The 25,999-nt window shown below is 38.8% G+C and carries 24 protein-coding genes, 1 pseudogene and 1 riboswitch; of the genes and pseudogenes, 18 read left to right on the top strand and 7 right to left on the bottom strand.

All coding sequences use genetic code 11. The annotated features are described in order from the left end of the window. Positions 1-99: 99 nt before the first annotated feature. Positions 100-282: a hypothetical protein gene (locus tag ACFSY7_RS15170; RefSeq protein ID WP_380148428.1), complete on the bottom strand. Its 183-nt coding sequence runs from the start codon at positions 280-282 to the stop codon at positions 100-102. A 719-nt stretch (positions 283-1,001) separates the two neighbouring features. Here ACFSY7_RS15170 and ACFSY7_RS15165 point away from each other — a divergent pair. Together ACFSY7_RS15165 and ACFSY7_RS15160 are read left to right on the top strand one after the other, a co-directional pair. Beyond that, on the top strand, positions 1,002-1,976 hold the full coding sequence (locus tag ACFSY7_RS15165) for a tyrosine recombinase XerC (protein WP_126990047.1): 975 nt from the start codon (positions 1,002-1,004) through the stop codon (positions 1,974-1,976). A gap of 146 nt (positions 1,977-2,122) precedes the next feature. After that, positions 2,123-3,829, top strand: a complete 1,707-nt coding sequence (locus ACFSY7_RS15160; RefSeq protein ID WP_380148425.1) for a sensor domain-containing protein — start codon at positions 2,123-2,125, stop codon at positions 3,827-3,829. 50 nt (positions 3,830-3,879) lie between these two features. On the opposite strand, the gene ACFSY7_RS15155 is transcribed toward ACFSY7_RS15160, so the two are convergent. After that, positions 3,880-4,380, bottom strand: a complete 501-nt coding sequence (locus ACFSY7_RS15155; RefSeq protein WP_126990049.1) for a MepB family protein — start codon at positions 4,378-4,380, stop codon at positions 3,880-3,882. 207 nt (positions 4,381-4,587) lie between these two features. Between ACFSY7_RS15155 and ACFSY7_RS15150 the strand changes: the two genes are divergently transcribed. After that, positions 4,588-8,010, top strand: a complete 3,423-nt coding sequence (locus tag ACFSY7_RS15150) for a hypothetical protein (protein ID WP_380148423.1) — start codon at positions 4,588-4,590, stop codon at positions 8,008-8,010. Between the two features lie 39 nt (positions 8,011-8,049). On the opposite strand, the pseudogene ACFSY7_RS15145 reads toward ACFSY7_RS15150, so the two are convergent. After that, a pseudogene (locus tag ACFSY7_RS15145) lies at positions 8,050-9,084 on the bottom strand (PTS transporter subunit IIC). 225 nt (positions 9,085-9,309) lie between these two features. Between ACFSY7_RS15145 and ACFSY7_RS15140 the strand changes: the two are divergent. The 12 genes from ACFSY7_RS15140 to ACFSY7_RS15085 all read left to right on the top strand — a co-directional run bounded on the left by ACFSY7_RS15140 (position 9,310) and on the right by ACFSY7_RS15085 (position 18,084). Continuing rightward, entirely contained in the window at positions 9,310-9,693 is a 384-nt protein-coding gene (locus ACFSY7_RS15140) for a biotin transporter BioY (protein WP_380148430.1), read from the top strand. Positions 9,694-9,714: 21 nt separating this feature from the next. After that, the gene (locus ACFSY7_RS15135) at positions 9,715-11,067 is read left to right on the top strand and encodes an AMP-binding protein (RefSeq protein WP_380148421.1); all 1,353 of its coding nucleotides are present in this window, start codon (positions 9,715-9,717) and stop codon (positions 11,065-11,067) included. Further along, complete coding sequence (locus ACFSY7_RS15130) at positions 11,052-12,179, top strand: thiolase family protein (RefSeq protein WP_380148420.1); 1,128 nt, start codon at positions 11,052-11,054, stop codon at positions 12,177-12,179. The genes ACFSY7_RS15135 and ACFSY7_RS15130 overlap by 16 nt, the downstream gene beginning before the upstream one ends. Next, a complete protein-coding gene (locus tag ACFSY7_RS15125; RefSeq protein ID WP_139992075.1) occupies positions 12,176-12,490 on the top strand; it encodes a hypothetical protein in 315 nt (104 codons plus the stop codon). Before ACFSY7_RS15130 ends, ACFSY7_RS15125 begins: the two co-directional genes overlap by 4 nt. A gap of 6 nt (positions 12,491-12,496) precedes the next feature. Then, positions 12,497-12,811, top strand: coding sequence for a MaoC family dehydratase (locus ACFSY7_RS15120; RefSeq protein WP_139992077.1), 315 nt, complete (start codon positions 12,497-12,499; stop codon positions 12,809-12,811). Positions 12,812-12,815: 4 nt separating this feature from the next. Beyond that, complete coding sequence (locus tag ACFSY7_RS15115) at positions 12,816-13,556, top strand: SDR family NAD(P)-dependent oxidoreductase (protein WP_380148418.1); 741 nt, start codon at positions 12,816-12,818, stop codon at positions 13,554-13,556. Further along, the gene (locus ACFSY7_RS15110) at positions 13,550-14,305 is read left to right on the top strand and encodes an energy-coupling factor ABC transporter ATP-binding protein (protein WP_380148416.1); all 756 of its coding nucleotides are present in this window, start codon (positions 13,550-13,552) and stop codon (positions 14,303-14,305) included. Before ACFSY7_RS15115 ends, ACFSY7_RS15110 begins: the two co-directional genes overlap by 7 nt. After that, entirely contained in the window at positions 14,290-15,117 is an 828-nt protein-coding gene (locus ACFSY7_RS15105; RefSeq protein WP_380148415.1) for an energy-coupling factor ABC transporter ATP-binding protein, read from the top strand. Before ACFSY7_RS15110 ends, ACFSY7_RS15105 begins: the two co-directional genes overlap by 16 nt. Then, positions 15,065-15,808, top strand: a complete 744-nt coding sequence (locus ACFSY7_RS15100; RefSeq protein ID WP_139992085.1) for an energy-coupling factor transporter transmembrane component T family protein — start codon at positions 15,065-15,067, stop codon at positions 15,806-15,808. The genes ACFSY7_RS15105 and ACFSY7_RS15100 overlap by 53 nt, the downstream gene beginning before the upstream one ends. Positions 15,809-15,820: 12 nt before the next feature. Beyond that, positions 15,821-16,138 (top strand): CHY zinc finger protein, encoded by a 318-nt coding sequence (locus ACFSY7_RS15095; RefSeq protein WP_139992087.1) that lies wholly within the window; start codon positions 15,821-15,823, stop codon positions 16,136-16,138. Further along, a complete protein-coding gene (locus tag ACFSY7_RS15090; protein WP_380148414.1) occupies positions 16,135-17,100 on the top strand; it encodes an NAD(P)H-dependent flavin oxidoreductase in 966 nt (321 codons plus the stop codon). The genes ACFSY7_RS15095 and ACFSY7_RS15090 overlap by 4 nt, the downstream gene beginning before the upstream one ends. Before the next feature lie 54 nt (positions 17,101-17,154). Next, positions 17,155-17,255: riboswitch (SAM riboswitch) on the top strand. Between the two features lie 82 nt (positions 17,256-17,337). After that, positions 17,338-18,084, top strand: a complete 747-nt coding sequence (locus tag ACFSY7_RS15085) for a cyclase family protein (RefSeq protein WP_380148413.1) — start codon at positions 17,338-17,340, stop codon at positions 18,082-18,084. A gap of 709 nt (positions 18,085-18,793) precedes the next feature. On the opposite strand, the gene ACFSY7_RS15080 is transcribed toward ACFSY7_RS15085, so the two are convergent. The 3 genes from ACFSY7_RS15080 to phaQ form a co-directional block, all read right to left on the bottom strand. Then, complete coding sequence (locus tag ACFSY7_RS15080; protein ID WP_126990063.1) at positions 18,794-20,089, bottom strand: dicarboxylate/amino acid:cation symporter; 1,296 nt, start codon at positions 20,087-20,089, stop codon at positions 18,794-18,796. 246 nt (positions 20,090-20,335) lie between these two features. Continuing rightward, positions 20,336-20,848: a PhaP protein gene (locus ACFSY7_RS15075; protein ID WP_126990064.1), complete on the bottom strand. Its 513-nt coding sequence runs from the start codon at positions 20,846-20,848 to the stop codon at positions 20,336-20,338. Between the two features lie 62 nt (positions 20,849-20,910). Then, on the bottom strand, positions 20,911-21,309 hold the full coding sequence (gene phaQ / locus ACFSY7_RS15070; protein WP_380148412.1) for a poly-beta-hydroxybutyrate-responsive repressor: 399 nt from the start codon (positions 21,307-21,309) through the stop codon (positions 20,911-20,913). Positions 21,310-21,477: 168 nt separating this feature from the next. Here phaQ and ACFSY7_RS15065 point away from each other — a divergent pair, with 168 nt between their 5' ends. Next, positions 21,478-22,002: a polyhydroxyalkanoate biosynthesis repressor PhaR gene (locus ACFSY7_RS15065; protein ID WP_380148411.1), complete on the top strand. Its 525-nt coding sequence runs from the start codon at positions 21,478-21,480 to the stop codon at positions 22,000-22,002. A 136-nt stretch (positions 22,003-22,138) separates the two neighbouring features. Beyond that, complete coding sequence (phaC, locus tag ACFSY7_RS15060; RefSeq protein ID WP_255512393.1) at positions 22,139-23,245, top strand: class III poly(R)-hydroxyalkanoic acid synthase subunit PhaC; 1,107 nt, start codon at positions 22,139-22,141, stop codon at positions 23,243-23,245. Positions 23,246-23,261: 16 nt separating this feature from the next. Here the strand turns inward: phaC and ACFSY7_RS15055 are convergent, their stop codons facing one another. After that, positions 23,262-24,320: a DctP family TRAP transporter solute-binding subunit gene (locus ACFSY7_RS15055; RefSeq protein WP_380148410.1), complete on the bottom strand. Its 1,059-nt coding sequence runs from the start codon at positions 24,318-24,320 to the stop codon at positions 23,262-23,264. 80 nt (positions 24,321-24,400) lie between these two features. Here ACFSY7_RS15055 and ACFSY7_RS15050 point away from each other — a divergent pair, with 80 nt between their 5' ends. Next, positions 24,401-25,999, top strand: a complete 1,599-nt coding sequence (locus tag ACFSY7_RS15050) for an ATP-binding protein (protein ID WP_380148408.1) — start codon at positions 24,401-24,403, stop codon at positions 25,997-25,999.

The raw sequence follows: 25,999 nt of genomic DNA, 5'->3' as shown, positions 1-25,999 counted from the left end.
GTTGGAGATTCATATCGTTTAAAAGACCATTTAGCATCTGATGATGCGTGATTTTGTGCACCTTTAAGTAAGCGTTTATGTACATAGATTAGTTGACATTTATACGAGGTCATCATATTGCTGCTCAATGTATTGTAGTAAATGGCGGTGCGTAAAATAGCCTTCTATTTTATTACTGCGATTTGTAAGCGCACCATAAACGAAATACGGATGTCTACTCCGTGTTAGTAATTCTTTTATGGTCGTTTTATGAATAGGGAATGTAGGGAGTGCTTGAATCATTGAAGAACCTCCTTTCACTGTTGCGTATATGCCATTGTTTTAACAATTTAACTGTATCATTTTTTATAAATAACACTCAATTGGAAAAAGAGGCCTTATTTTTGCATACAAAATCGATAAAAAATAGGAAATGTTTTTACGAAAGTGATATCTGTTGCAACTGCGCAACAGAATCAGACTACAAGGCTTGAATAGAGATAGAATAGAAAATGGGATATTTTTGCAAGAAACTAATAGGGTGGAAAATGATGGGGAAATAATGAAGTGATTTTAAAACTAAATAATCTGAATTTTCAAACGAAGTTGCGTATAGTTTAAATATATAGGTAGTTGTTCGTTAAATAACACTGGTGATATAGCTAATTTTTAGAAAAAATCAAGCGAAGTACGAAATATAAAAATCACAATGGTGTGGTGAAGTAGTTTTCACATCAGCATCAAACCAAAATGGTGCATCATTTAATTATTGCTACGAGTCATTTTGGTTATCCGATAGTAGGTATTTGCAAATGAATGATTGGAAATATGATATGTGGATGTGGCGAAAAAATGTCTGTGTGAATACTTGAAATCCTATGTATTGATAAGTTGAGGAATGATGGATTTTAGGCTATTTAGTGAGTAAATGGGCGAAAAAGTGTGGTTTTTCTAAAAAAGGTTCCCAAATGTATATTTGGGAACCTTTTTTGTGGTAAAATAAGTGTTAATGAGGTGACAAAATGAAGAAACAACCGAAGTGGCTACGTGATTTTTTAATTTATTTAACAGCGATTAAAGGGAAATCAAAACGTACACGTGATGAATACGAATATGATTTAACATTATTTTTCCGATTCCTTTATGCTGTGCAAGAGGATTTACCAACAACAGATCTTGAAGCGATTTCAATTGCAGAGCTCGATATTGATTTTGTGCGCGGTATTAGTTTAGAGGATATGTATTTATTTTTAGCTTACTGTGAGGAAGTGCGACAAAATAGTGCTGCCACACGTGCGAGAAAAGTAGCGACCTTAAAATCATTTTTTAAATACTTAAAAACAAAAAAACACTTAATCGATGAAAACCCTGCAGAAGATTTGGAAACACCGAAAATTAATCGCAAGCAACCCGTCTACTTAAAGGTACCTGAAGCGAAACAATTTTTATCACATATTCCATCGAAAACACATTATTACCGCGATCATTGTATGATGACATTTTTATTAAACTTAGGACTACGCGCAACAGAGTTATGTCGTCTTTCTCTAGGAGATGTAGAAGACCGCTATGTGACGATTGTCGGCAAAGGTGGTAAAGAGCGTCGTGTCTATATGAATGACAGCTGTGTGGAAGCTTTAGCTCTTTATATCGAGCATGAGCGAAAAAAAATCGCAGAAAAAACAACAGATGACGCATTATTTTTATCACAAAAGGGTAATAGGCTTACGAGACAACGCCTTGCAAAAATCGTCAAACAAATTAATGACTCATCGGCGCTACATAAGGCGAATTTAACGCCCCATAAATTGCGTCATACATCCGCGACAATTATGTATCAGAATGGTGCAGACATTCGGAGCTTACAACAAATATTAGGGCATTCTAATATTTCTACTACACAAATTTATACGCATGTAGAAGATGAAATGATTAAGCAAGTATTTGAGAATAATCCGTTGAATATCGAGCATAATCCGAATAACATAGAGAAATAAACCTACAATTGAAACGACCAAAAATGATGGATGAACTATTTTTATTCATCATTTTTTGTAGCCTTTCAATTATGAATAAATCCCTATGGCTTTTGTGGTAAAATAGTTTTATGATACTTCGTTTTTTTGAGTTGGAGGGACACTAAATGAACGACTTTTCTAATACACCATCATCCATTTTAAATTTTGTAAAATCCGATCAATTAACGCTCAACAATTTATTAACCGCCTTTAACGAATCATCTGTTGTCGCGATTACAGACAACGTAGGGAAAATTCTATCTGTAAACCAAAACTTTTCTTTAGTTTCTAAATATTCAGAAAAAGAATTGATTAATCAAGACCATCGTCTATTAAATTCCGGCTATCATTCACCCGCCTTTTTTAAAAATCTATGGACGACCATTCATAGCGGGGATATTTGGCATGGTGAAATATGTAATCGCGCGAAGGATGGTCACCTTTACTGGGTAAAAACAGTTATTGTTCCGTTTATGGATAATACAAATACACCATATCAATACATTGCCATTGCTACAGATATTACCGAACAAAAAAATACAGCACGTTTAAAACAATTTGCTTATCATGATGAATTAACCGGCTTACGTAATGCACGCTCATTAAAAATTCACTTTAAAGAATGTATTCGTCATGGTACAGTGCAAGAAAAAGCGTCTGTTTTCATTTTATTAAATATTACACGTCTCAAACAGGTAAATGATGGGTACGGGCATTTTATTGGCGACTTATTTTTATTAGAACTAACGAAGCGCTTTCAAAAAATTATCGCAAAAAATGGCGACTTATTCCGTTATGACGGCAAGCAATTTGTTATTTTAACAACTAAACAGCATTATGAAGTCATGATTGATGCTATTTTAGAGTTATTTGAACAAGCTTTTATAATTGAACATTTTCAATTTTATTCAACGATTAATATTGGTGTTTCTTTTTACGAAGAGCACGCAGATACACTCGATATTTTAATTAAATATGCCGATTTAGCCATGCTTGAGACGAAAAAAGAAAAAGGCAATCGTTGCTTAGTGTTCCACTACGATATGAATTTAATGATTGAGGAGCAGCTAGACTTAGAGAAACGTCTACGTGATGCCTTATTTACTGATAAGATGATGTTATTTTATCAGCCAAAATTCGAAGCGAAAACACATCGTCTTGTCGGAATGGAGGCATTAATGCGATGGTATGATGAGGAATATGGTTTTATCCCACCGATTCAATTTATTCCATTTGCTGAAGAAGTCGGGTTAATGCCGATGCTTGGTGAATGGGTGCTTGTCACAGCTTGTTCGCAAATGAAACGCTGGATTGATGCGTATCCTAATAGCGAATTACGTGTAGCCGTCAATATTTCTCCGCTCCATTTACAAGAAAAGAACTTTGTTTATATCGTGAAGCAAGTACTGCGTGATACGGGGCTTTCGGCGAAACATTTAGAAATTGAAATTACGGAATTATCATTTATGAACGGCTCTGACGTTGTCGCCGAAACGATACAGGATTTAAAAAACCTTGGCGTTTCGATTGCGATAGATGATTTCGGTACAGGTTACTCTGCGCTAAGTTATTTAAAAAAATTCCCGATTGATACATTAAAGATTGATAAATCATTTGTACGCGGCATTAAGAAAGGAACAAATGATGAATCGATGGTAACAGCTATTATTAATCTAGCTCATATTATGAATATGTCTGTTGTTGTAGAGGGTGTGGAAACCATCGAGGAGCTAAACATTATTGAAAAAGCAAAAGGTGATATGATTCAAGGTTATTACTTCCATCCAGCATTGCCAACAGAGCAATTTGAAAAATTATTAATGGACGTTTAATTTTATACATATAGAAAACGCAAGCATCACTCAATGGATGCTTGCGTTTTTTATAGTTTATATAATGAATGAATTTTTTCGTGTGTTATGTCGTGCATATCAACAAAATAAGGAAGCTGCCAATTTTGTGTGTTGATTGCCTGCTTACTCGTTGGCTGATCCCAGCTAGGATAAACGCGCATCGCCATTTTCCCTGGATGTGAATCCGTTCGTAGTATGTTTTGTTTAAGAAGCACTGCTTTTGGAAAGATGAATTGGCCATAATGGTGCTCATTTTTAAACGTTGTTATAACAAGTAAATCAGGTGCTTCTCCATAGGCGAAGGCTTGATTTTCATTGTGGCAATCTTTTTCCCAAAACGCGACAAATTGCCCCCGTTTTTTCGGTGTCTGCTTTGCCACTCTAAAACGAATAGTCTTTGAAGCGATTTGAAATGTACCCGCGCCATATGCAGCATTTTGCGGCTCCTCTTGAAGGGCGATTACAATTAAATCATTCGGTGTATAAATTTGTTCATTTAATTGCGTAATAATTGTTTGAAAATCTTTCATTAGGTCACCTCATTTTAAATTGTATCAAAAAAGTTAATGTGGTAAGTGATAACTTTTTTATAGCATCATTGGCAAAATGAATATAAAAACACTATTTTAAATCTTTTTGCTCATATAAAAAGAAGGTGTAAAAAGGCATAATAGTTGTATTGATAAGTAAAAAAGCATATGTTTCTACCAGTAACTATTTAAAAAAGGAGTACTATTATGAAGAAAATCATTACATTATCATTAAGTGCCGCACTGATTACCTCAGCTGTCAGTGCACTTCCTGCTTCTGCAGAAACCGCCATTACGAACCCGAGCGAAACTTCCATCCCTATGAAGTTAGCAGAAGTAAAAGATGGCCAGTTTAACGAAAAAGGGGAAGCTTATTTTACCCTTACAATTGAACAAGAAGGTTACTACCGACTTGTGGGCGATAAGACACGTACATATGAAACCGCCATTACGACCGATCAAGCACAACTCGAAAACGCAGAATTCCAAGCCGCTTCTAAGCTACGCATGCTAAAGAAAGGTACCTATTATGTAAAAGTAAAAGGACTTCCTAATGCAACGTACCATTTTAAATTTGCGGAGCGTATATTTGATATGGATAAAGAATGGCCAGCTAGTACTTGGAAAAGTGAAGAGTTAGACTTTCCTTATTACACAGAGCGTAAAGTAACTAACATGATCAACTTGACAGATGACAAATATATTTATTTTTTAGGCCACACATATGAGCATTCAGATGCGGTAGAGGCAATTTCTCTTAAAAACACCGAAACGGGTGAAACATATAAAGTAAAAAAAATTGCATCTACTTTATTTACTTCGTATGTACCAAATGGTCAATATGAAGTTCGTCTTGTGTTAACAGATGCTTTCATAAAAAATCCGTATGTTGGAAAAATGAGACTTAACTATAAACTACTTAATCATTTCCCGTTAAATACTACGGTATCGTCTCCTTTAAAACAAGGTTCTTTATTCACCCTTACTACAGAAAAAGATACAAAAATTAACTTTACATTAATAGATCCAAAAGGAAAAAAGGGGAATAATCAACGATTTTCTTTATATGATGAGCAACACCGTCTTGTTAAACGTGTGCATATTCCATTAAATGAATCATCTCGTTCATTTACGTATACTGTGAAAAAAGGGCATTATAATTTGGCTATTTCTAATAATCTGGAATTGAATACATCAACAGAAACCGGAGCTAATCTAACTTCAAAATTCAAACTAAAAAATAATTCACTTGTTTATAGAACTAACGAAAAAATTGTAAAAGGCTATCAAGTATATAAAGAAAAATTATATAAAGACGGAAAGCTAACGACAGGGCGTATCAAATATGGGAAAGCCCCAAATATGAAACTATATCGAAATGGGATAATTGAAAAAGGACTTTATATCACAAAAGATTATAAATATGCATTTAAAGATGGGGTTTTAATTAAAGGCACTTACAAACAAGAGTCACAAACAGGGCTAGACCTTATTTTCAAAGATGGAATTTTATCGCATTATATCGAGTTGAAAAATGATGGACCTTCTGATAAGGAAGAACCTAAACTTTATGATAATGGAAAACCTTATAAAGGGAATTATGTGTTAAGTAGTTATCAATATCAACCCTACGACGAACCGACGAGCAGCTATTTAAGACTATTTATTAACGGGAAATTAGCTACTGGATATAAAAAAGCTATGTATAAGGGTGAAACCTATTTATTTAAAAATGGGGTAGCTGGAGACGGGGAATATGGTTATTTACCCTTCTATTATAACGGCAAGGTATATGTAGCAGGGAAACCATCTAGTAAATATGTAACGATAGATGACAAGTTATATTATAAGCACAAATTATTTACAGGTGAAAAAGGTGACCGTTACTATAAAGATGGTATTCATCACTATTATTTAGTAACCAAAAAATACGAAGATAAAATACAAGAAGCAACGGCTTTAAAAATGCAAATCGGCCAGCAATCTAATGAAGTCGTTGCTACATTGCTAAAGGAAAAGGTTGCAGAAGTACTTAGTTATTTAGACAATAAAAAAGGACGTATTTATGATGATTATGGCCATACCGAATATGATGATGTAGGGTCTGCTAAATATGAAACGCCATTAAATATTCCATATACAATTAAAAAACAACTAGAGGAAATAGATTCAATCACAAAGCAACTAGACGGAGCGGCGGAAGAAACACATATACTACTACAACAACGTATCAAAGACACGTATAAACAATTCGATTTATATTATGAAGATGGTGCATTATTAGATGGGGAATATGAAGGGAACTTGTATAAAGAGGGCAAATTACTTGGAGCATTATTAAATATTGCTTATCATAAAACAGGGACATCCTTTCTAAATTATGATTATAAACGAATTGTTTCTCAAAAAGACGAATTAGCGATTAAAGCACAATTACAAGACTATATAGACGCTGCAACCAAACAGCTACAGGCGGCGAATACCATTTTAAAAGCATCCCAAGACCCAGATTACCCTAAAGTGAATTTATATACAGATTCTGCAACTAAAGAAATAAATAATAGTTTATCAACATTCCGTTTTATTAAAAATATTATGAACAGCTATGAAGCTACTGCAAATTTAACGAACTTACAAGAAGCCATGACAGAAGGCTTTACGCTAATAGGGGAAAATATCACTTTCAATGAAGTGGATTCAGAAGCTGTTTATCAAGACATCAAATTACTAGAAGTTCAAGATGGGACATTTGATGATAAAGGATATGCTTATTTTAAAGTCAATTTAACAGAACCAGCAGGCAATTATACGTTTGCTGGTAATAACGATATAAACTCTTATACAATATTTGCTGCATCCACACCTAATAAGCTCAATATTTCTCAGCAGTTAGGCGGAAAAGAATTACGCTATTTAGAAAAAGGAACGCATTATATAGCGGTGAAAGGCCAACCGAATGACCGTTATCATTTCAAAATACAGCGCCGTACGTACAATGTAGAGACCATGCGTACACTTACACCCGCTCTAAGAGAATTTGATCGAGTAAATGTAGCAAAAGTGCCAATTTATCAAACAAATCAACCGAGTGTACCGATGCAGTTAACAACGAATCAATATATTCAATTTTTAGCATTACCTTCTGATTATCGAAAAGTTTTCGATACACTTGAAGTTATCAATGCCCTTGAATTGAAAAATGAACAAACCGGACAAACATATACAGCGAAAAAGCTATCTGCTTATCGTTTTGCGCTTTTTGCACCAAATGGAACCTATCGGGTTTCGTTAAAATCAGCAAGGCCATCAATCGGTCAGCACGTGGCACTTCGTTATTTCTTATCTCCAACACTCGAATTGAATAAACCATTTTCTAGTAGTGATGGTGTACGTAATAAATTTACATTTATTGCGGATAAAGAGATGAAAATGCAATTTACACTTTCTGATGAATACACAAGTAGTGAAGACCAAACGTTTAAGTTATACAATGCCCATGATGAACTTGTTAAAAAAATGACATTGAAAAAAGGCGAAAAAACGCGTATCTTTACGTTTAATGTGAAAAAAGGGAACTATTATGCACGTTTAGATGGCAATCGCGTTCACGTAACAGCAACCGCAAAATAAACCACCAAAAAAGCTAGCGCCCTGTGCGCTAGCTTTTTATTATTCAAAATCAACTTTATAATCTTCTGATTTAATCCAATTTAGCTTTTTATCAAAGATTTTTAGGAATGTTAAATTTAATACGACTGGTAAAACGATGAATAGCATAACTGTCACAATGACATTATAGCTTGTCCAGCCTTCAAGTGATAAATACTTTAAGGGACCAACGAAGCCCGCAAGGCCAAAGCCTGCTGAGTATGGGTCACCGACGATGCGGAAGACGCCAGCAAGTGCACCTAAAATACCTGCTGTTAGAATGGCTGGAAAGGCAATTTTTGGTTTCATAAAGAAGTTACGCATTTGAATTTTTGCCGAAGCGATATGAGCAAGCGCTGTACCGAAGTTATTTGCGCGGTACGATGCAATCGCCATCCCAACGCCTGATGCACAGACACCAAGATTTGCAGCACCAGCGCCGATACCTGACAGCATAATAACCGTTGCGACACCAATTGTTGAAATCGGCGATAAGATTAAAATAGAGAAAATCATCGCAAGCAAAGCACCCATTAAGATTGGTTGTAGCTCTGTTACATATTCAATACCGATACCGACATAGTCAGCACCATTTTTAACATATGGCAAGATGATCATACCGATAAACCCTGGAATAAACATTGATAGTGCAGGCATCGCCAGTAGCGTCCATTCTTTTAGTTTTGTACCTAGGAATTGAACGAATACCGTAGCAAGTGCAGCGGTAATCCCGATATTGATTACAACGCCGATACCTGCCATTTTCATACCGTCATCTGTAAAGCTTACAACACCAGAGCCAACCATTGTAGCAAGGCCGATTGAACACATTTGAATCGGTGTTAATTTAAATTGGATACCGACCATCACGCCGATAACAAGTGGTAAGCAGCTCATTGCGAGCACTGATATATTTAAAATCGTTGGAAGGATAGGAACGTTTGGATAATGTGCGATAATCAGTTTTTAAATTTCTCCGACAAGAGCGTTAGGGATTAAACAAACAACAATCCCAAGGCTCATGCCTGTAAGAAGTTTACTAAAAAAATCTTTCATAAAATCATTTCCCTTCGACTACGTTTCTTTTAAGAAGTAAGTAGCGCTTGTTTTAAGTGTTTTTAGTATAGAAAGAATTTAATTGTCCGTCAATATTGAATTTTCTATAATTTTCTGACAATTTACCTCAGTTAGCTTGTAAGCGTTTTCTATTAGCATATTACCGTTAAAATGACGGGTATTTTTTATTGGTTTATGCAATATATCGCATATGAAAATAGCTAAATTTTTCAATTTGGCCTACCATTACTATCGGGCGGACGTGGCGGAATGGGCGCGTTAATGGGGCCATCAATCGGTTATATTTTGAGTTGGCCATTCGCAGTCTTTTTCATCGGATATTTCACTGAAAAAGCGTGGTCGACATTAAATCTTTGGAAAGTTATTGGAGTTACGCTTGTATTCGGAGTGCTTTTCATTAATATTGTTGGCGCACCTATTATGGCAATGATTACACATACCTCAATTGTTGGGGCATTAATGGGTGGCTTAGCATTTTTACCAGGTGACTGTATAAAAGCTGTACTTGCTGCGGTTGTCGCTGTCCAACTAAAAGCTGTTAGTCCAATTAATACCGTTGCTTTACGACACGTCGTACGAACGCATTAATCATTAAAAAGGAGGGATGATATGCATTGTATAACACCTATTTTGGGACAACCTAAAGAAAACATCGCTATCGTAATGGGGGATAAAAAAATTGATTATCGGACATTACAGCGAGATATCGCACAAATAGCACATACATTTCAATGTTCACAGCAGAAAAAGGTTGCACTTGATATGCCCAATGGTTATGACTTTCTTAAAACATTTTTAGGTGCAGTTGCTGCAGGGGTAGTACCTTATCTACTCGATCCGAAATGGAGTGCGCATGAGAAACAAGAAATTCTCAAAAATCATTTGTTAGACTGTATTATTACCGCGCCATTAAATGAACAACCAAATGATACATATGAATTACGGGAAGCATCATCCCTTTTTGTTGGGTTTACTTCGGGTACAACAGGCATGCCGAAAGCCTATAAACGGTCGCATCTCTCTTGGATGGAAAGCTTTCGTGTAACAGCGAAAGCTTTTTCTCTTGAAAATACGAAGCATTACTGTGCCCCTGGGCCTCTTGTACACTCGATGACACTATTTGCGGCGATGCAAGCATTTGTTGAAGGAAAGACCATTCATTTACAAACTAAATTTAATGCCAAACAGGTTCTTACGACGTGTCAAAAATATCCGAATACCGCGCTATTTGTCGTACCCACAATGCTTGAAGCAATGGTACAGACCGGTCTTCAAGCTACGATTGATGCCATTGTTAGTTCTGGTGCAAAATGGCAAGATGATTCCAAAAAACGACTGGCGAAGATTTTTCCACATACTGCGCAATATGAATTTTTTGGTTCCTCTGAAGCAAGTTATATTAGCTATTCTGACGGAACAAAGCCTGATACGGTTGGCCGCTTCTTTCCTACGGTTGATTATACAATTCGTGATGCAGCCTTTCGTGAAGTTGAGGAAGGGCTTCTCTATATTAAAAGCCCTATGATTTTTAGTGGTTATGTAGACAATCCAAAGGCTACTGCTGAAATTTTTCATAATGGCTGGCTAAAGGTAGGAGATATTGTAACGGTGGATGAAACAGGCTATCTTACCATTAAAGGTAGGGCAAAAAATCGTATTATTTCTGGTGGTTTAAATATTTTTCCAGAAGAGATTGAGCAGTTATTATCTAACCATCTGGCGATTGAGGAAGTGATGGTTTGTGGGCTGGAAGATCGCTATTGGGGAGAGAAAGTGGTGGCCTTGATTCAGTGGAGCCACCAGCCACTGACATATGATGCGTTAAAACATTATTGTACGCGCTATTTAGCAGTCTATAAATTCCCTCGAGAAATCGTGACCGTCCCTCGATTTTATTATACGACGAGTGGAAAAATCGCACGTCAAAAAATGAAGGAGGCATTTCTATGTCAGAAGTTGTGATTGTTTGGGCAAAACGTACACCAATTGGGCGGGCCGGGGGGCAATTTCATACCCTTGAGCCAAGTGATTTAGTTGCTCCGTTATTAAAGCAGGCAATCAAAGATACGGTAGGCGATGCTTCATTAGTTGACGATGTAATGATAGGGAATGTAGTAGGACCTGGTGGTAACGTAGCACGTGTGAGCCTATTACAAGCAGGGTTTCCTGTAACCGTTCCCGGTGTCACAATTGACAGGCAATGTGGTTCTGGACTAGAAGCCATTATGCGTGGCTTTGAAGCAATAAAAAGTGGACAAGCACAAATAATTTTAGCAGGTGGTGTAGAAAGTGTTAGTCGCGCTCCTTGGAAAATGGCTCAACCGACAAGACCTGGGGCAGTGCCTACGCTTTATACGCGGGCTCCTTTTACCCCTGCTGCTTACGGAGACCCTGATATGGGCATAGCTGCCGAAGAAGTTGCAGCACGTTATCAAATTACGCGAGAAGCACAGGACTATTACGCCTTTTCAAGTCACCAAAAAGCAGTGACGAGTCAACGAACGGGTCGCTTTAACAAAGAGATTTTACCACTCCAAGGCGTTATGACTGATGAATGTCCACGTGCGGATACCTCAGTTGAAAAATTAGCACATTTACATCCTGTTTTTCTTCCAGAAGGCACCGTAACTGCTGGGAATGCTTGTCCTATAAATGATGGAGCGGCAATTGTTATGTTAATGTCACGCGAGGCATGCCTACATTATAAATTGACTGCCTATGCGACCATTGTAGATGCTACGGCAGCTGGTGTCATGCCGGATATTTTAGGAATGGGTCCAGTACCAGCAACACAAAAACTACTCGCCCGTCAGCAGTTACAAGTGACAGATATTGATATTGTCGAGTTTAATGAAGCGTTTGCTTCACAAGTACTTGCTTGTCTCCAACAATTAAAGATTCCACAACATCTTGTCAATATTGGGGGAGGGGCATTGGCACTTGGTCACCCATACGGGGCATCGGGCGCTATTTTAATTACGCGTCTCGTTCATGAATTAAAAAAAGGACAACGTGGGCTTGCTACTCTTGGAATTGGCGGTGGGATGGGGCTCTCGATGTTGGTGAAGCGATGAATGAATGGCATGCCTCCCTCTCACAAGTGCAAGGATATCAACGTTTAATGGGGATGCCTTTATCTAAAGAAATTCCGTTAAGTATATTACCAACCATACTAGGAGAAGCATTTCCGACAGGGTGGATCCATTTATCGCAGCAATGTGAAAAAATGACTTCATTATACGCAGATACATTTTATAACTGGACGATTACAGATAAGCATTTAAGCATTACGTCAAAAGGAAAAACTGTCTGTCAATTAACGGTTGCGCTCTCACGTAATAAACAGGTTGTAGCAACCGTTGTCATGACATTGATGAAAGGATAATTAAATATGGAATGGCTAATTACACGTCAAAAAGTTCAAGCATTTTCGGCGTTAAGTGGTGATGATAATGCCTTACATCATGATGCAACCTTCGCTCAACAACTAGGATTTGAGCAGCCAATTGCACATGGTATGTTATTAATGGCACTTGCAGAAGGCGCATGGCAACAGCGTTATGAGGTTTATCCAACAACAATGCGATGTCAATTTGTCTATCCAGTGCCTATTCCATCAGTGATTACTGTACGATTAACAAAAAAAGAAATACATGCTTATAATGCAGAACAACTCGTTTTGCATGTAGTATTTGAGGAGGAATGACAGAATGATTTTTATTACAGGTGCTACGCGTGGCATCGGCTTCGCTCTTGCAAAACAGTTTTCGCAGGAGCCTTTAATTTTACATGGATCATCTGAAAAATCGATTGCTCCCCTTCGTGATTTATTTCCACAAGCGCTCTGTCTGGCTGCAGATTTTTCAAATGAACTAGAAATTCAAGAGATGCTACGACAAATTAATCACTATACAGATACATTAACGGCAATTATTCATTGTGCAGGAAATACTAAAGATAAACGTGCGACTAATATGACATTAAAAGACTTTAATCATGTTTTTCATGTGCATGTGACGAGTTTTTTCCTTATAACAACCACCTTACAACCGTTATTAAAGCCAATGAGTGACGTGCTTGTTATGACTTCAACAGCTGGTTTATTCGGTTCACGAGGACAATTAAACTATAGCGCAGCAAAGGGCGCTCTAACAATGATGGCCTATACGTTAGCAGCAGAGTGGGAACCAGGAAAAATTCGTGTCAATGCGATTGCCCCTGCTGCTTTAACTGATATGACGCGTCCTGTAATTGCCTACTATAAACAGAAAAGTGAACAGCAACAAATTCCGTTCCCTGATTTTTGGCGTGTGGGATCAGCAGACGATGTAGCCTACTTTGTTAAAAAATTAGTTGCACGGACAGACTTTTTTACGGGCGAAGTGTTTGGCGTGAATGGTGAGAAGTATACACGCTATGCTGCAGACATGGTGAGGTGGTCCCCGTGTTAACCGTTGAAAACACTACATACTATCATACGCCAGGGCATGGTATCGAGAATCTCTGCTTCACCGTTTACGAGCAAGATTGTCTCGTCCTACTCGGAGCGAACGGGAGCGGGAAGTCAACGGTCCTATCGTTACTTGCAGGCCTTTTAACGCCACAATCTGGGAAAATACTGTATGAAGGGAATCCAGTTAAGCCAGGTGAAATCGGGATTGTCTTTCAGCATCCTGATGATCAGTTTATTACGACGTCAGTCATGGATGAAGTTATTTTTGGACTAGAAAATTTACAAGTGCCACGCGAGGAAATGACCGCCCGCGCTTATCAGGCATTAGATGAAGTTGGTATGCGCTGGGCTATAGAACGCCATCCAATGACGCTTTCTGGTGGCGAAAAACAACGTGTTGCATTAGTAGCTGTGCTAGCGATGCGCCCGAAAATTTTACTATTAGATGAAGTGACCGCTATGTTAGATTCCCATGCACGTAGTGATTTTTACACGCTACTAAAAACATTAAAAAAACGCTATACAATTGTTATGACGACGCATATTGTTGAAGAATATTTATTTGCAAATCGCGTTTGTTACTTGCAAAATCATCGTATCGTATTTGATGGAGACTTACCTGCATTTGCAGCACATTATCCGACATACGCAATGCCTTTTATCATTGAATTTCAAAGAACGTGTCATTTACCGATTTGCATTCAAACGTATGAGGAGTGTGTTAAACAAATATGGCCATCACTTTAAAGAATGTTACACTAGAGCGTTCATCACATGTTATTTTACGCGATGCTTCATTTCAATTTTCTGACAATAAATGGACGGCGATAGTAGGAGAAAACGGAGCAGGGAAATCAACGCTATTGCAAGCCATTCAACAATTTATACCGATACAGCAAGGCCATATTCATATAGACGGGAAAATAGGTTTTTTATTCCAACATGCAGATCAACAATTTTTCGAGTCAACGGTTGAGAAAGAATTACGTTTCGCTCCACGTCATTTTGGATGGTCTCGTGAAAAAACAGATGCAAAGATAGCGGAAGTGTTAAATCTTGTACAGCTAGATGCATCTATTTTACCGATGTTGCCTTATCAACTTAGTGGGGGACAAAAAAAGCGGTTAGCACTTGCTCTTGTATTTATGATGGAGCCAACTATTTTGCTAGCAGATGAACCAACAGCTGGACTTGATCCAGTGCAACGCGCACTAGTGCTGTCGATTTTGAAAAAATGGCAACAGCAAGGACATACGATTATTGCGATTACTCATGAATTAACGGATGTGTTAACTTTTGCAGATGATGTTTTGTTGATGGCTAAAGATGAGGCCCCTCAACTGTTTGAAACGGAGCAATTTTTCTTTGAGGTTCCAAAACGAAAAGGAGTTTATTTTCCACCACCTATTGCGATGTTTCACTTAATAGAACAACGCTTACAATCTCCGCTGCCACGCGCACGTTCAATGCCCGCACTCATCCAAATTATGAAAGAGGCGATACCTAATGGAACAAGTTATTCAATATGTAGCACGCACGTCCATTCTACATCGTCTTGATCCACGGACTAAAATAATAGGGTTAAGCTTTCTATTAATCGGTTTCACCCAAATTCACGAGTGGATACAACTTGTTTTTTCGGCATTCGTAGTCGGCTTGTTATATCATTTTGCACAAATCCCTTTTAGCTATGCGCTACATTCAATACGCCCATTACTTCTAATTTTATTGCTGACGTTGCTTTATCATAGTATGTTTTCAGGTATAACCTATTTAGCAGGATTTTTAATGGGCCTACATTATGTCCTTAAGCTTTTAATGATGATTTTAAGTGGTGTTTTATTAACAGCGACTACCAAACCACTTGAGCTTGCACTTGGACTTGAAACAATGTTGCGCCCTCTTGAAAAATGGCGTATTCCTGTTGGCCAATGGGCATTAATGATTGTTCTGGCATTACGCTTTTTCCCATTAATTATCGAAGAATGGGAACGGATTCGTCTAAGTCAACAGGCGAGAGGCATCACAATAAAACGGTTTAGACAACGGTTGTATAGCCCAGTGCAACAAGTGATTCCGCTACTCTTAGCACTCATTACACGAGCAGAACGGTTAAGCATTGCGATTGAAGCACGCGGATTTCGACAGGGGTTTAATCGAACACATTTTCATCTTCTTGCTTTTCAAAAAAAGGATGGTTACTGCATTTTATTTCCAATATTTGTATCAATCATTGTATTATTATTATAAGGAGTGACAATTATGAATCTTCGTGGTCAACTTGTAGATGAGCAAACACGCTGCGTCCACTATCATACAGCAAAGGATATTATCGCTATCAAAATGAAATGTTGTCATACATATTATCCATGCTATCAATGTCATGAGGAGGAAGCAGATCACCCGATTACACGATGGACAAAAATGGAGTGGGATGAAAAGGCAATTCTTTGTGGGCGTTGTCATGAAGAATTGTCGATTGCGACCTATTTAGCACATGATACATGTCCACATTGTCACGCTGCATGGAACCCTCGTTGTGAGGGGCATTACCACTTGTATTTTGAAATGGAGGAATGACGATGAACACACGGATTACAGAGCTTTTTGGAATTCAATTACCGATTATTCAAGGCGGCCTAGCCTATCTGGCCTATGCTGATTTAGCGGCTGCGGTTTCAAATGCGGGCGGATTAGGTCAGGTTACGGCGTTAAGTTTACCTGATCCGGAAGCACTGCGACGTGAAATTAAGCGTACGCGTTCACTGACGGATAAGCCTTTTGGTGTCAATTTTGCGATGGGGATGCACGGAACAGGTTATGAGGCGTTTATACAAGTAGCGATTGACGAGAAAGTGCCGGTTGTATCCATTACAGGTGGAAATCCCGCTACGGTTTTAGCGATGCTAGAAGGAACGGGTATTAAAAAGCTCGTACTTGTGGCGGGTGTGCGCCAAGCACAAAAGGCAGAGGAGCTTGGCGCCGATGCCGTCATCGTCGTAGGTCAAGAAGGCGGCGGCCATTTAGGACGTGATGACTTAGGCACAACGGTCCTTACACCACGCGTCGTTGATTCGGTTTCGATTCCTGTTATTGCTTCAGGTGGTTTAGCGGATGGTCGTGGTCTTGCGGCAGGACTTGCGCTCGGTGCGGAGGGTATTGAAATGGGTACGCGTTTTATTGCTACAAAGGAATGTGTCGATGCTTCGGACTATTACAAGCAACTTTTACTCGATAGCACAGAGCAAAATACTGTCGTCGTTAAACGTTCGATTGGTGGTCCTGCACGTGTTATTCATAATGCTTTTGCGGATGAAATTTTAGCCATTGAGCAACAGACACCGACCTATGAGGCATTAAAGGAACATATTAGCGGGCAAGCGAATCGCCGGTTAATCCATGATGGTGAGGAGAATGGTATGGCCTTTGCTGGACAGGTCATTGGCTTGATCGATGATGTGCCTACTGTGGCGGAATTATTTGCGCGCATCGAAGCGGAATATAAAGCAGTAGTAACGCGTTTTTCAGAAATTTCAAAATAATACTTGCAATTCCTAGCGGATTACTTTAATATAAGTATCAACAACTAAATCACTTTCTTATCAAGAGCGTTGGAGGGACTGGCCCATTGAAGACGCAGCAACAGACATTTTGTACTGTGCTAATTCCTGTAGCATCATTTGCTAAAAGATGAGAAGAGAACGGCATCCCATTTGACACCAACCTCTTCTTATCGAGAAGAGGTTTTTTTGTTACTTAAATCGAAAGGGAGATGAGGTATGACAACCACACAGCAATCGATTCAACAGGCACTATCACTTTTAAAGGAGCGTACATGGGTGGATTTAACGCATAGTTTTAGTGCCGATACCCCCCGCTTTAATGCCTTCTCGCCGCTTGAGAAGAAAACGTTATTCGATTATTCAGCAGGCTTTTTCGCACAACAATTTACCTTTGCAGGACAATATGGCACGCATATTGATGCGCCAGTTCATTTTGTTGAAGGCGGCCGCTATTTAAATGATATTACGTTAAAAGAGCTTGTATTACCGCTCGTTGTCATCGACGTTTCAACAGACGTCGCAAAAAATCCTGATTTTACGATTACCGTACGAGAAATCCTGTCATTTGAGGAACAGTACGGGGAAATCGATAGCGGCTCATTTGTCGCACTACGTACCGACTGGTCAAAGCGCATTGATGATAGCGACACATTTAATAATAAGGATGCAGACGATGTGGCTCATACGCCAGGCTGGTCTGTTGAAGCACTCCGTTTCTTATTTGAAGAGCGCCACATTCGCGCAGTCGGTCATGAAACCTTTGATACGGATTCAAGTGAGGAATTTTATAAAAATAAAGCGCTCAAGGCAGAGCTTTATGTGTTACAGCAAGATGCTTATCAGATTGAGTTGTTGACGAATTTAGATCAATTACCCGCTAAAGGCGCGGTCATATTCAATATCGTCGCAAAACCTGATAAAGCAACAGGATTTCCGGTACGCTCATTTGCGATACTACCGTAGCACTCATTCGTGCAAGACTCATTTGTCACTAAAAAGAGGATGGATTTTTCCATCCTCTTTTTTATTTGCTTCATTTGAAATGAACGAAATCTTCAGGAAGCGGGTTTTGGCTACGACATACTTAAAAATATGTGCCAATTCAGGACAATGGTCCGGTAAAATTTAAAACGTTTACTAACGATACCGCGTAATCTGTCAACAAAAACTGTTATTCCACGCCATCGTCAAAAATTATTATTATTTTCAACGCCCGAAAAAGCGCATTTTACGCTAGAAAGGGGTCTCTAAGGGTTCATTTTGCATAAAAAAGTACCGTTTTAGAGCGCTTGAAATACTACACGAACGAGCATCTCACATTATTTATTCAAAAAACGACAATCTGTACTGTGTAGCTCATTTATGCAGCTTGCTATGTGTGGAAACGTCCCTTTTATGCCTTAAAATACATAAAACACCCCCGCTAGAGGCGCTAAATATGCCTGTTTTTACAAATGACTTGTACAAACTAATAGTAGTTATCTACTTAGCTTTAGTAATTCTATATGTTTTTTCGTCATTCAATCAAATGCTTATTACATTTATAGGTGCATACACATATGAATGACACTTATTAAAAAATATGTCGTAGCCAAAAACCGCTCCTTGGGCATCTGACAATTTTTTGCGAACAAAAAAATGGTCCTGCAATGTTTGCAAGCCCATTTATAACTTAAGCATGTTCGTGACGCAAGCGCTTTTCTTCTTTTAATTCAGCGACGAGGACATCATGCTGTTTCGGATCGTATTCGTTTTCCCATTTCGCAACAACAACGGTTGCTACCGAGTTACCGATAATATTTGTAATGGCACGTGCTTCTGACATGAAGCGGTCAACACCAATTAAAAGGGCAATCCCTGCGACTGGAATCATTGGGAATGCGGCAAGTGTTGCAGCAAGAGTAATAAAGCCAGAGCCGGTTACACCAGCAGCCCCTTTAGAAGTCACCATTAAAATCAGTAGTAAATAAAGTTGTTGCCAAATGGATAGATGCACATCATATACTTGTGCGATAAACATTGCGGCCATTGATAAATAAATGGCGGTACCATCTAAGTTAAACGAATAACCTGTTGGTACAACAAGACCGACAACTTGTTTTGAACAGCCGAAGCGTTCTAATTTTTTCATAATGAGTGGTAGGGCAGATTCAGATGAAGAAGTCCCTAAAACAATTAATAATTCATTTTTAATATAGCTCAGGAATTTGAAAATATTGACGTTTGCGGCATATCGTAATACGAGACCTAAAATGACGATAACGAATAATGCCATTGTAATGTATACGCCAAGCATTAATTTTCCTAAGTTCCATAATGAACCCATACCGAAGTTGCCGATTGTATAGGCCATTGCACCAAATGCAGCAAGTGGTGAGAATTTCATTACCATCCCAACAATTTTGAAGAAAATTTGAGAGGCTTGCTCGCATAATGTAATAACTTGTTTCACTGGATCACCGATAGAAGCGGCTGCAAGGCCGAAGAATACCGCACAGACAAGCACTGGTAGTAACTCACCGTTCGCAATTGCTCCAAAGAAGTTTTCTGGTAACACACTCATAACGAATGCTTGAATACCATGATCTTGATTTGCAGCAGCCTTTGTATATTCACTAATATCTGCACCACTTGATTTAAGTGCATCTGTATTAACACCAACACCTGGTTTAATAATATGGACTACGATAAAGCCAATAGCAAGTGAAATCGTGGACATCACTTCGAAATAAATAAGTGCCTTTAAGCCGATACTGCCGACTTTTTTCATATCACCCATGCTACCAATACCCGTCACTACTGTTAGGAAGATAATTGGTGCAATAAGCATTTTGATCAATTTAATAAAGATATCTGCTAAAATTTTTAGCTGTGCGCCAAAACTTGGAAAAATCGCCCCTACGATAATCCCTAGGATAATGGCCAGCACCACTTGAACCGTTAAGTTACGTAAGTTGACTCTTTTCATACGTACACCCCTTTGTATGTAGTTAATAAAACGCTTACAAGACCTAATGTAGTACGAATTTCTGTGCTTGTGAATATTGTGGTCATAATGGTTTTTTTGGTCTTTTTGGTCTTTTGACTTTTCTGACAATGAAATATCTTCTCAAACGACAAAAAACCGCGATAAAGAATAGAATCTACTCTTTATCGCGGTTATATAATAGATGGAAATAAAAAGAGCCTGTACCATAACAGACTCTTACATTCATTATTTTACAACTGGAACGGCAGGAATTGAATCAAGTAAAGACTTGTGATTTTCTTTTAGTTTCGCTGTTAAATCTTCAATGTTTGCTAATGCTTTTTGGCGCTCTGATTTTTGCTCAGAAAGCGTTGTGTTGATTGCTTTTTCCCATTCTGTTTGCGCATTACGGATGTAATCCACGACAGCGTGGTTCGGTTTCCAAGATAATTCTTGCGCTTGCTCTGTTGCTTCTTTTAACGTGTCGATCCACGTAGACAATTGTGCAGACTGTGCAGGTGTTGTGAATGCTTCAAATGAAGAAGTCACTTGTTTTTGCCAATCTTTAATCGCTTGGTTTGATTTTTCTTCGACATTCTTATAAGAAGTAAGTGCTTGATCGAATGCTGATTTTTGTGCAGCGAATGCTTCTACTGCGCGTTTTTCTGCATCTTCTTGCACCGTATTGATTGCCTTTACACTGTTTAACCAGTTGTCCCAAATAAGATCTACGCTTTTTGTTAATAGTTCGTTTGCCATGTTAAATTTCCTCCCTAATAGTGGTCATGTTTTTTTAAAGCATGAGCGGGGAGTCTTGGCTGCTAGTCGTTGATGTCATCCGCTTCATCCGTCTTTTTACTAGCTGGCGTGCTAGGGAAAAGGAACGGATTGTACAATTTGAAGAAGTTCGTTAAGAGTTTTTGGTATTCGCCAAATGAACCGGCCCACAAGTCTAAGTAGCTCAGACCTTCTTCAGTAATGGCGTAAATACGCTTCGCTGGACCATTTTCCTCCGTATTCCACTCGGAAGTAACAAGCTCATCTTTTTCAAGTTGTCGTAAAATACGATAAAAATTTCCTCGGTCGACAGAATCAACACCGAATGTTGTCAGCTTTTCCATTAGCTCATATCCATAAGCGTTAATATCACGCAAATGGAGCAAGATGATGGGCACTAAAATGTTTTTTGGTGCGCCCATTTGTGGTTTTTTCGAATTCATTGCTATCACCTATCTTCAAATTACTTATAAGTGTAATTTACACCTATGTGCATTTTGTGTCAAGTATTTCAAAAAACTTTTTCTAAACAGTAAAATTAATTGAAATAATTGAAGATTATGGTAAAGTGAAAAATGTAAAACGATTTTATTGATAGAGGAGGAATTTACGTGACGAATCAAACATTTGATGCGTTCGGTATCTGGAAAGAGATGTACGACCGTACAGAGAGCGCATTCCGCGACTCGATTCAATCAACACTTGAACAACCCGCATTCGCAGAAGGGTTAGGGCAAGTACAAAAGCAATATTTACAATATCAAGGGCTTGTGAATGGCATGACAGAATCTTATTTAAAACAAGTAAACGTCCCATCACGCGACGAAATTGCGAGCATTGCTTCACTTGTTATTAATGTAGAGTCGAAGTTAATTGATTTAGAAGATCAATTAGACGTACAAGAGGATGCACATGATAGCCACGCAAAAGAAATTAAGCAGTTAAAAACAACGGTGAACCGTCTAGATAAAAAATTAGATACGGTCATTGAGTTATTAACGAAGCAAGTAGAGGCAAAAGCAGCTGCTACGACACCAAAGGCGGTGCCGCAAAAGCCTCTGACACCAGCACCGAATGCACAAATGAAAACAGCGGCAACACCTGCTGCAAAAAACACGCCACAGACGAAAAAATAATATTCCTAAACGAATGTGTTACATTTTCATCAACATAGAGCCACTCCTAGAATAAATGAAGCCATTTGGATATCCTTTACTTTTCCGCTAAAGGATACTGAAACATACTACTTATTTTGATATTGGAGGTTTTGTTGTGAGTAATGGAGTACCAACAGCGTCGTTCGAACAATGGATCGAAGCGATGAAATTACCAGAAGAAGCCGTGTTGCCACAGGATTTAGAGAAGATTAAACGTTTTACAGAGGTTGTAACAACGGAATCAGACCCGCAAGTAGGTCAAACGCCGAAAGAAGTTATTTGGACAAAAAACAAGTCAAAATTATACCATTATGCACCACATGCGAAAAAGACGAATAAAGTGCCGATTTTATTCATCTACGCATTAATTAATCGCTCATATATTTTAGATTTATACCCAGGAAATAGCTTAATTGAGTACTTAGTAAACGATGGCCATGATGTGTACTTACTTGATTGGGGTACAGCCGGTCACGAGGATCGTCATATGAAAATTGACGATTATATCGTAGACTACATCCCACGCGCAGTGAAAAAAGTATTAAAAGATTCAGGCGCAAAGGAACTAACAATTTATGGGTACTGCATGGGTGGTACGATGTCGACGATTTTCACATCGCTTTATAATGACATTTTACCGATTAAAAATCTTGTTTTAATGACGTCACCAACAGACTTTGAAGACGCTGGTCTTTATACGAACTGGTTAAACAAAGACACATTCCAATTAGATAAAATGGTTGATACACTTGGGAATATTCCATTTGAAATGATTGACTATGGAAATCGCTTATTAAGCCCAATCTCTAACTCGCTTGGCACATATGTTGGTCTTGCAAGTCGTATCGAAAACGACAATGCCGTGTTAACGTGGAAGCTTATGCAAAAATGGTTAAACGATGGCGTACCATTCCCAGGGGAAGCTTATCGTCAGTGGATTCGCGACTTCTATCAAGAAAATAAACTCGTTAAAGGTGAACTAGCCGTTCGCGGTCAAGAAGTGAAGCTTTCAAATATTAAGGCGAACTTATTAAACATCTGCGCAACACGCGATAATATCGTACAGCCAGAGCAAATTAAGGCGCTAAACAAACAAGTTTCAAGTAAAGTAAACACACTTCACGAAGTACCAACAGGTCACGTGTCGGTATGTACAGGCCGCTATGCGCAAAAAGAGATTTATCCTTTCGTTAGCAAATGGCTAAAAGATCACTCGAAATAATCAAAAAACGCCTACATCACTGCGATGATGTAGGCGTTTTTTGATGCAATTGTCGCTCGATTGCATCAAGGATGTCTCGATAGTCCTTTTGCTGAAATTCATGATAGAGTGGCTGTAATGTACGCTTCCAGCGAGCTTTTTCATGCGTGCTCAATGTGTAAAAATGCGTCCCGTATGCCTTCATACGCTGTTCGTCGTCCACATTCATTTTGCGCGCTATTTTTTCATTCCAGGCGCTCGCTTCCTGCATTGATACCGTAATAATGCCTTTTGATTCAGTTGACAGGCTATCCCAAAAGCGTTGATTCATCAATACACCGTAGCCTAAAATGCCATGGTTAGAGCGGGTAATATACGGCTCTTCCTTATAAAAGCTTTTGGAGTAAATATTCGATAATGTATTTTCCTGGACATCTATGGCCTCCTTAGAAATCACGCTATTGACCTCATCAAATGATACTGCCTGTGGTGTAGCACCAAGTAGCTTTGCCTGCATTGTAAGCACGTTGCTCGCCATGGTCCGCATTCGTTTGCTTTTAAAATCCGCTAATGTCTGAACAGGTGCGTCTTTTGCGATCATTTGCTTAAAGCCATTTTGCCAAAAGCCTAGTCCATGAATGCCTTGTTTTTCTAGCGCTTGACGCAATGTATCACCGACCTCGCTGCTTAAAACACGTGTAACATCTGTTTCATTCTCAAATAAAAACGGCAAATCAAGCACACCCCATTCAGGCACATCGTTCGAAATTTTTGAATAGGTCGGCGCAATCATTTGCACATCATTATGCTGTAGGGCCGTTATTTCATTTTCGTCATTATATAGCATGCCATTTGGATAAAGCTCGACATGTATTTGTCCGCCAGATTTTTCCTCAACAAGTTCTTTAAAATAAAGTGCAGTGCGTCCCTTTGGTGTATTTTCAGCAACGACATGACTAAAATGAATCGTGATTTGCTCATCAAGTCCTTGTTGCTCGCTATCTCTATAGATCGTTTGTTTTGAGAGATTCGGAATCGTAAAAATGCCGATAACGAGTAATAAAATAAGTACTGCTGATAAAATATATGTGCGCATCGCTGGCCTCCTGTTATACAGCCCTTATTTTACCATAGGAAACATGCTAAAATAGAGGCATTTAAGGGAGGCAATCACGAATGACTGATAAACGTGTATCCATGACGGGGAAAATTACCGCCTTAACCTTTTTTATTATCGTTTTTTCTTTTTTAATTTCAGGCCTTTTTATTATTAGTAATATTTTGAACTCTGAAGAGAAACGGATAACGGAGCAGGCGATGCTTGTGGCACAAACGGTTGGGAAACTACCTGAATTACCAACGATTTTAGAAAATGATGCCTTAACGAATCAGCAAAAGGCAACGAAACTCAAAAAAACGATACGCGATGTACGGACGACCAATAAGGCCGACTATATTGTCGTATTGACGATGGACGGGGTACGTTTAAGCCACCCAAAGGAATCCCTTGTTGGCTTACGCTCGCAGTCCAATGACATAGAGGATGCCTTTACCGAGCACTATTACTCAACGACCGCAAAGGGAGATTTAGGAACCGTCGCACGTGCCTTTGTGCCAGTGATGAATACTATGCATGAGCAAGTAGGGGTGGTACTTGTCGGGTATAAACTACCAACATTTTTGGATATCGTCCATAATTTACGCGATGAGATTTTAGTTGCGACATGCTTATCGCTCTTATTTGGCGCATGGGGAGCGTTTTTACTAAGCCGTAGTATGAAGCGGGATTTACTCGATTATGAGCCGCACGAAATTGCGAAGCTCTATATTGAGCGTTCGGAAACTTTTAATGCGATGCATGAAGGGGTCATTGCGATTGATAATCATTTTATCGTGACGATTTTTAATACGAAAGCGAAGCAAATTTTAGGTGTCGATGAAGGGGATTTGATTGGGCAAAACATTTATGATATTTTGCCGGATTCGCGCTTGCCGGAGATTTTAGATTTTAATCAGCCAATTTACAATAAGGAATTACTCATTAATCAGCATACCATTTTATCGAATCGTGTACCGATTGAAGTAGAAGGGGAGACAGTAGGGGCGATTGCTATTTTCCAGGATCGTACAGAGGTGAAAAAGCTTGCGGAGGAGCTGACGGGCGTAAAGGAATTTGTGCAGGCGCTACGTATTCAAAATCATGAGCATAAAAATAAAATGCATACCGTAGCGGGACTCATGCAGCTTGGCAATTACCGAGCTGCGTTGCAGTATATTCAAGGTGCCAAAAAAGAGCAAGACCAGCTACAGGATTTTTTGCATGAGCGCATTCAAAATCAAAATTTAGCTGGCTTATTATTAAGTAAGGTCAATCACGGTAAGGAGCTCGGCATTCTAGTCGAGATTGATGCACAGAGCTCGCTTGATTATTTACCGAAGGCGCTTGATTTTCATGATTTTGTCGTATTGCTCGGTAATTTAATCGAAAATAGCTTTGATGCACTGCAATTAGCGACACATGACGATAAAAAGTTATTCATCAGCATTGACCAAAACGATCAAGTGCTGACGATTTTGGTTGAGGATAACGGGATTGGTATGAGCGAGGCGCAAATAGCGCGTATATTCGATAATGGCTTTACGACGAAACATTCCAAAAATCATGGGATTGGGTTATATTTAATTCAAGATATTATTCAAAAGGCACAGGGAACAATTGATGTGGAAAGTACACCAAACGCCGGTACAAGTATTGTCGTGACGTTTGAGATGTAG

This window comes from Kurthia populi, assembly GCF_042686175.1.
Taxonomy (GTDB): domain Bacteria; phylum Bacillota; class Bacilli; order Bacillales_A; family Planococcaceae; genus Kurthia; species Kurthia populi.
Note: the sequence above shows the minus strand (reverse complement) of the source record. Positions and strands in the feature narration are given on the sequence as shown.